Here is a 6,521-nt window from a genome sequence, read left to right on the forward strand (position 1 = left end):
GCCATGTCACCCTTCACGCCCACCCTCCGTCTCCACGACCGCTACGTCCTGCACGAGCGGATCGGTCTCGGCGGCATGTCCGAGGTGTGGCGTGCCGACGACGAGGTGCTCGGCCGGCCGGTGGCGATCAAGGTGCTCGCCGGGCAGCTCGCCGCCGACCCGCACCTGCGGGCCACCATCCGACGCGAGGCCCGCGCGGCCGCCCGGCTGACCCACCCACACGTGACCCAGGTGTACGACTACGCCGAGGCGACCCTGGCCGACGGCGCCGTCGTGCCGTACCTGGTGATGGAGCTGGTCGACGGGCACAATCTGGCCGATCGGCTGCGCGGCGGCCCGCTGCCCTGGCCCGAGGCGGTCCGGGTGGCCGGGCAGATCGCCGCCGCGCTGGCCGCCGCGCACCGCATCGGCGTGGTGCACCGCGACGTGAAACCGGGCAACGTCATGCTCACCGACACCGGCGCCAAGGTGCTCGACTTCGGCATCGCCGCGCTCGGCGGGCTCGACAGCCAGTCCGGCGAACCGCTCATGGGCACACCCGCCTACTTCGCCCCGGAACGCCTCGCCGCCGGCCCACCCGACCCGGCCAGCGACGTGTACGCCCTCGGCGCGCTGCTCTACCGCACCCTCACCGGGCAGGCCCCGCTGCCCGTGCAGAGCTGGGAAGACGCCCTTGAGGTGCACCGGCGGGGCACACCGGTGCCGCCGCTGCGGGTGGCCGGCCTGCCCGCCGACATCGCCGAGCTGACCCTCGCCTGCCTGGCCGCCGACCCGGCCCGCCGGCCGACGGCAGCGCGTCTGGCCATGCGGTTCGGTGCCGGTCAGCCGGTCGAGCCGCCCACCGAGCTGCTGCGCATCCTGCCGAGCGCCCATCCGCCCACCCTGATCGACCGCGCCGCCGTCCGCCCCCACCCCGTACCGGTGGATGCCGCGCCGCGCCGCCGGTCACGTCGATCGGCCGTCGTGCTGGTCGCGGCCGGCCTCGCGGCCGTCGTGGGCCTCGGCGCGCTGCTCGCCCAGAATCTCGACGCTCCCGAGCGCCCCGCGCAGGTCGCCGGCCCGTCGCCGACCACCACTCCGGCGCCCACGCCCAGCACCCAGTCGCCGACGCCGGCGGCACCGTCCACACCCCCGGCCGCCAGCAGCGCCGCGCCCTCGGCCGTGGGCCAGCAGGTGCCGGTCAGCCTGCGACAGGTCACCGACGAGTTCACCGCCGTGCTCGCCGCGGCCCAGGCCCGCGGCGAGATCGACCGCAAAACCGCCGAGGACCTGCGCGACGACCTCGCCGACCTCAACCGCCGGTCCCGCGACCGCGCCAAGCGGGTCGCCGACCTGCGTGACCACATCGCCGAGCTGGTCGACCGGGACCGGCTCCCCGCGCGGACCGGCGCCCACCTCGACGAACTACTCGATCAGGCCAGCACCTTCTCCACCGGCCGTACGGACGACTGATCCATCCGCCGGTCTCACTGGCATGATGGGCCGATGCGGACACGGTTGATCTTCGTGCGTCATGGCGAGTCGGTCCACCAGATCGACGGGATCGTGGGCGGCCCGCACGGATGCCGGGGCCTGACGGCGTTCGGCCACGACCAGGCACACCGGCTCGCCAGACGGCTCGCCGAGGACCACGCCACCGACCGGCCGGTGGCGGTCTACTCGTCCGTGCTGCGCCGCACCGTCGAAACCGCGCAACCGATCGCTGCGGCGTTCGGCCTCCGCCCGGTGGCCGACTGCGGTCTGTGCACCTGGCACACGCCCCCGTACGCCGACGGGCTGCCCGTCGCCCGCTTCCGGACCGAACACGCCGCGGTGGGCGGAGGGCTGTTCCGGCCGTTCGAGAACGGCAACGAGAGCTGGGCCGAGCTGGTGGCCCGCGTCGGCCGCGCGATCATGGAGATCGCCCACCGGCACCAGGGCTCCACCGTGCTGCTGATCGGTCACACCGCGACGGTCGAGGTCGCCTTCCACGCGCTCGCCGCCCAACCGCTGCATCGGGGGTTCGACCTGGTCATCCCCCCGGCCTCGATCACCGAATGGACCACCGACCACGACACCGGCACCTGGCCGCCGGCCCGCTGGACCCTGCGCCGCTTCGGCGACACCAGCGGATGGCCTAGAGCGTGATCCAGTAACGGCGGGTCGGGCCGAGCGTGGTGTCCCGGATGTCCTCCAGGACGCCACCGTGGTGCTCGATCGTCCTCGCCGACGCGACATTGTCGGCCGCGCAGGCGATCAGCACCCGCTGCAGGCCGAGCGACCGCGCCGCGTCGAGCATCCGGCCCAGCGCCCAGGTCGCCAACCCGCGGCGGCGCGCGGACGGCCGGATGCCGTAGCCGATGTGCCCGGCGACCCGCAGCAGGACATCGTCGAGGTCGTGCCGCAGCGCGATCCCACCGAGCACCCGGCCGTCCTCGACGATCCAGCGGTACGTGCACCGCACCTGACCGCCGTCCAGCGGCATCGCCGGATCCGACTGGTCGTTGAGCCGGGTCACCCACGCCGCGAACCCGTCCGGCGAGCGCACCTCGTCGGACGGCCGCAGCCCGAAACCATCCTCGTGGACGCCCGGCCCCCACTCGTCGTGCGCCTCGAGCCAGGCGTCGTGCAGACGGACGGTGGGCGCGATCAACTCGGGCATGCGGCGATGATATTCGGCACTACTCGCTCAGGATCTGCTCGCGCAGGATCTCCGCGTGCCCACAGTGCTGAGCCAGCTCGCGCAACACGTGTAGGTAGACCCAGCGCAGCGGCAGCGGCCCACGCCGGTTGCCGCGGAGCACGTCGTCCAGGCCCAGCGACGCCGTCGCACGGCGGGACGCCTCGCACGCCTCGCGGTGTGCCCGCTGGATGGTGGCGATCGTGTCGCCGTCGTCGAGGATGAACGACTCGTCCGGCGTCGCGGGGATGCCGATCTCGGCGCGCGACCGGCAGGTGACCGCCTCGTCGAACCACACCTTCTCGACGAACGTCGCGTGCTTCACCAGGCCGAGCAGCGTGGTCCGCGATGGCACCAACGACCGGCGCGCCTGCTCCTCGGTCAGCCCGTCCAGGTAGTCGTCGAGCGCCCTGCGGTGCTCATCGATGAACGTCTCGAACTGCGTCCGAGCCGACTCACCGATGACATCGGCGGCGAAGGTCCCCGGGAAGGAAGTCATGGCCGAAGCATTCCAAGCTCGCCTGCCGGGAGCAACCACGGCACGCTCAACCGAAGGAGACGAGGGCGCCGCTCTCGTCGAAGACGGCCGTGCCCGCCCAGGCGATCTCCCACCGGTTGCCCTCCGGGTCGGCGATGTACGCCGAGCGCCCACCCCAGGACCGGTCGGTCGGCTCCGCCACCACCGTCGCCCCCACCGCGACGGCCGCCGCGAAGGCCACGTCGACGTCCGCACGACCGTCGACGTTGCACGCCAGCGTCACCCCGGACCAGCCGCCGGCCGGATCGGAAACACCGGGTGCCGCCTCGGCGGCCAGCTCCGGCAGCGGATAGAGGGCGAGCAGGACACCACCGAGCAGGAACGCCGACCAGCCGTCGTCAGCTGACGGCAGCTCCGGCCAGCCCAACGATCGGTAGAACGACCGCAGCAGGCCCATGTCGCGTGCGCCGACGGTGACCACCGACAGCCGAGCGGGAATCACAGCCATGCAGGGATTGTGGCCGCGCCGTACGACAGGCCGCGCCTCGACGGGCGGCGGTCAACCGGCGACATGCTCGGCGAGCACCGGTGCCAGCACCTCGTCGGACGCGCCGTGCCACTCACCGGGCAGGGTGCGGTGGCGCCCGTCGGGCAGTGCGTCGGCCGCTCAGTCGATGCTCACCCGGACCAACTCGCCCGGCGCCGTACCCGCCCGCGCGCGCACCTCGCCCTGTGGCGTCCAGACGCCGGAGCGCGCCGCCGCCTCGGTGAAGCCACCACCGGTCGACCCGGCGAAACTCGCCACCGCCACCCAGACCCGGTGCGTGACGGCGATCCGGTGTGCCCGCTGGTCCACCACGGCGGCGTCGCTCGCCAACTCCAGCACCCCCGCCGCGTACACGTCGATCCCCAACGCGGCCGTGCGCTGCGCGTGCGCGGCGACGCCGGTGTCCTTGCACACCGCCAGGCCAATCCGCCAACCGTCCACATCGAGCACACCCGGTGTGTCACCCGGAACGAACCGGCGGGGCTCCGCGCCACCCAGGCACATCTTCCGGTACGCCACCGTCACACCAGCGCCGGTCACCGCCAACACCGCGATGTGGTCACCGGCGACCGGCGCACCGGCCAACGCCAGCGTGCCCGTCTCGGCGCACGCCCCCACCAGCGGCGCCAACCGCGGGTCGTCGACCGGCACGACCGGGGCGTCCAACTCGTACCCCGTCAGCGACAGCTCCGGAAAGACCACCACCCGGGCGCGCGCCGCGCGGACCGCGGCAGCGTGCGCCCGCGCGTTCTCCGCGACATCCAGGGGTACGCACGGCGGCTGCGCCACCGCGAGCCGCAGTGGGGTACGGCCGGTGGTGTGCACGTCCGACGACATTGGCTGACCGCCTCCCGGTCGGTTCTCAGGATCACTTCGTAGCGTTGGGGTCATGATTCGAACGTCCCACGCCGTGCTCGCCACCGGAACCCCCACCGCCGCGGCGGAACCTCCGCAGGGCGGCATCGTCGGTTACGTCAGTGACCTGGTGGAACGGCTCGGCGGGCCGGGCGCCGGCCTGGCGGTGGCCCTGGAGAACCTGTTCCCACCGATCCCCAGCGAGGTCATCCTGCCGCTGGCCGGGTTCGTGGCCGCACAGGGTCGGATCAGCCTGCTCGGCGCGATCTTCTGGACCACGCTGGGCTCGGTGGTGGGTGCGCTGGCGCTCTACCTGATCGGTGCCTCCCTGGGCCGCGACCGGATGCGCGCCATCGTGGCCCGGCTGCCGCTGGTCAAGCTCGCCGACGTGGACCGGACCGAGGCGTGGTTCCTGCGGCACGGCGTGAAGGCGGTCTTCTTCGGGCGGATGATCCCGATCTTCCGGAGCCTGATCTCCATCCCGGCCGGGGTGGAGCGGATGCCGGTCAGCACCTTCCTGCTCTACACCACGCTGGGCAGCCTGATCTGGAACACCACCTTCGTGCTCGCCGGCTACCTGTTGGGCGACAACTGGCATCTCGTCGAGGGTTACGTCGGCGCGCTGCAGAACGTGGTGATCGTGGTCTGCGGGGCGGCCGTCGCCTGGTTCGTCGGATCCCGCGTGCGACGAGCCCGCCGCGCCGCCGGCAACCCCGAGCCGACCGACCCCGAGCGGCGCTCGCTGCACGGGATCCCCGATCCGGGCGGCCGGGGCACGCTCTACCGCAGCGGCTCCTGGCCCGCCGATGAGAGCTAGACCCGCCCTTGTCGGATCCATCCTCAGCCCGACGTTGCGATCAACTCGGCATCAATGAAACTGGGGTGTCACCCCGTCCCGGATACCCCGTTTTCGCCGAAGCCGAGTGGATCACCCGGTGAGTGCCCGACGGGGGTCGTGGTCGGTCGCGTCGGGGTGGGTGGTTTGTCCGGTGGTGGGGTTTGTGGGCTGTGACCGGCCGCACTCGGGCGGTGGAATGGTGGCTGGCTGGGGGTCGTTACATCCCCTGACGATCGCAGGACCACCGCCGGTGAGGCTCGACCCCGGTGCGGGGTGGGAATGCCCGGCCCGGTCCGGTCGTTGCAGACCCGGCCAGCGACCAGGCGCCGCCGTGATGCGGGCGCCGCTGGATGGGCCGCCCCCCGGGAATGACCCCGGCCCGCCGGTCGTTGCATCCGGTCCCGGCGCCCCGAGCCCCCGCGCTTGGTAGGCCGCCGACATCGGCGCCGCGAGCCCCCGGGCTCGCAGGCCCCCAAACTTTCCCCCTTGTTTGTGCAGCGCCGGACGAGGTGCTCACACCCTGCCCGCCGTTTTCCCCCTTGGCGGTGTGGGTGTTCCTACCCCCGAAGGAGCTACCCCCATGACCACGATCTTCCGTAAGAGTGTGCTGTCTGTTGCTGGTCTCGCGTTCGCCGGTGGTGTGTTCGCCGGTCCGATCGCCGCCCACGCCACCCCGGTGGACGCCAAGCCCGTCGCGGTGGCGGTGCAGACGGGTGCGCCGAAGCCGCAGGGCGAGCAGTCGCACATCGACCTCAACGGTGAGCAGACCGCGAACGTCAAGGCGATCATCGCCGCGACGAAGAAGGCTGGCCTGCCCGAACGCGCCGCGGTGATCTCGATCGCGACGAGTTTGCAGGAGTCGAAGCTGGAGAACCTGGGTCACCTGGGTGACGCCAACGACCACGACTCGTTGGGCCTGTTCCAGCAGCGCCCGAGCTCCGGTTGGGGCACGCCGGAGCAGATCACCGACCCGGCCTACTCGACGACGGCGTTCCTCAAGGGCCTCACGCAGGTCGACGGTTGGCAGGACATGGCGCTGACCGACGCCGCGCAGACCGTGCAGGTGTCGGCCTACCCGGACGCCTACGCCCAGTGGGAACAGCAGGCCACCGACCTCGTCGGCCAGCACTGGAACAGCTGACCC

Annotated in this window: 8 protein-coding genes; 4 read left to right on the plus strand and 4 right to left on the minus strand. The window is 72.5% G+C overall.

Going from position 1 to position 6,521, the window contains the following annotated elements; all coding sequences use genetic code 11:
* Nucleotides 1-3 precede the first annotated feature (3 nt).
* Both F8271_RS05090 and F8271_RS05095 read left to right on the plus strand, forming a co-directional pair.
* Nucleotides 4-1,452: a serine/threonine-protein kinase gene (locus F8271_RS05090; protein ID WP_151488480.1), complete on the plus strand. Its 1,449-nt coding sequence runs from the start codon at nucleotides 4-6 to the stop codon at nucleotides 1,450-1,452.
* Nucleotides 1,453-1,485: 33 nt separating this feature from the next.
* On the plus strand, nucleotides 1,486-2,127 hold the full coding sequence (locus F8271_RS05095; protein ID WP_151488481.1) for a histidine phosphatase family protein: 642 nt from the start codon (nucleotides 1,486-1,488) through the stop codon (nucleotides 2,125-2,127).
* Here F8271_RS05095 and F8271_RS05100 read toward each other — a convergent pair.
* The 4 genes from F8271_RS05100 to F8271_RS05115 all read right to left on the minus strand — a co-directional run bounded on the left by F8271_RS05100 (nucleotide 2,117) and on the right by F8271_RS05115 (nucleotide 4,521).
* Nucleotides 2,117-2,641 (minus strand): GNAT family N-acetyltransferase, encoded by a 525-nt coding sequence (locus tag F8271_RS05100; RefSeq protein ID WP_151488482.1) that lies wholly within the window; start codon nucleotides 2,639-2,641, stop codon nucleotides 2,117-2,119. The two genes, F8271_RS05095 and F8271_RS05100, sit on opposite strands and share 11 nt — an antisense overlap.
* 19 nt (nucleotides 2,642-2,660) lie before the next feature.
* Nucleotides 2,661-3,158 (minus strand): DinB family protein, encoded by a 498-nt coding sequence (locus F8271_RS05105; RefSeq protein WP_151488483.1) that lies wholly within the window; start codon nucleotides 3,156-3,158, stop codon nucleotides 2,661-2,663.
* A 46-nt stretch (nucleotides 3,159-3,204) separates the two neighbouring features.
* Complete coding sequence (locus F8271_RS05110; RefSeq protein WP_151488484.1) at nucleotides 3,205-3,645, minus strand: VOC family protein; 441 nt, start codon at nucleotides 3,643-3,645, stop codon at nucleotides 3,205-3,207.
* Nucleotides 3,646-3,804: 159 nt separating this feature from the next.
* Nucleotides 3,805-4,521 carry a carbon-nitrogen hydrolase family protein gene (locus F8271_RS05115; protein ID WP_151488485.1) on the minus strand — a complete coding sequence of 239 codons (717 nt, stop codon included), beginning with the start codon at nucleotides 4,519-4,521 and terminating at the stop codon, nucleotides 3,805-3,807.
* A 52-nt stretch (nucleotides 4,522-4,573) separates the two neighbouring features.
* Here F8271_RS05115 and F8271_RS05120 point away from each other — a divergent pair, with 52 nt between their 5' ends.
* Together F8271_RS05120 and F8271_RS05125 are read left to right on the plus strand one after the other, a co-directional pair.
* Nucleotides 4,574-5,356, plus strand: coding sequence for a DedA family protein (locus F8271_RS05120; protein WP_151488486.1), 783 nt, complete (start codon nucleotides 4,574-4,576; stop codon nucleotides 5,354-5,356).
* 601 nt (nucleotides 5,357-5,957) lie between these two features.
* Entirely contained in the window at nucleotides 5,958-6,518 is a 561-nt protein-coding gene (locus F8271_RS05125; RefSeq protein ID WP_151488487.1) for a hypothetical protein, read from the plus strand.
* Nucleotides 6,519-6,521 lie beyond the last annotated feature (3 nt).

It is taken from the genome of Micromonospora sp. ALFpr18c (assembly GCF_008868155.1).
In the GTDB taxonomy this organism is placed as follows: Bacteria; Actinomycetota; Actinomycetes; order Mycobacteriales; family Micromonosporaceae; genus Micromonospora.

Coding starts and splice junctions, on each gene's coding strand:
- F8271_RS05090 (WP_151488480.1), top strand. CDS start 4: ATGTCACCCTTCACGCCCACCCTCCGTCTCCACGACCGCTACGTCCTG.
- F8271_RS05095 (WP_151488481.1), top strand. CDS start 1,486: ATGCGGACACGGTTGATCTTCGTGCGTCATGGCGAGTCGGTCCACCAG.
- F8271_RS05100 (WP_151488482.1), bottom strand. CDS start 2,641: ATGCCCGAGTTGATCGCGCCCACCGTCCGTCTGCACGACGCCTGGCTC.
- F8271_RS05105 (WP_151488483.1), bottom strand. CDS start 3,158: ATGACTTCCTTCCCGGGGACCTTCGCCGCCGATGTCATCGGTGAGTCG.
- F8271_RS05110 (WP_151488484.1), bottom strand. CDS start 3,645: ATGGCTGTGATTCCCGCTCGGCTGTCGGTGGTCACCGTCGGCGCACGC.
- F8271_RS05115 (WP_151488485.1), bottom strand. CDS start 4,521: ATGTCGTCGGACGTGCACACCACCGGCCGTACCCCACTGCGGCTCGCG.
- F8271_RS05120 (WP_151488486.1), top strand. CDS start 4,574: ATGATTCGAACGTCCCACGCCGTGCTCGCCACCGGAACCCCCACCGCC.
- F8271_RS05125 (WP_151488487.1), top strand. CDS start 5,958: ATGACCACGATCTTCCGTAAGAGTGTGCTGTCTGTTGCTGGTCTCGCG.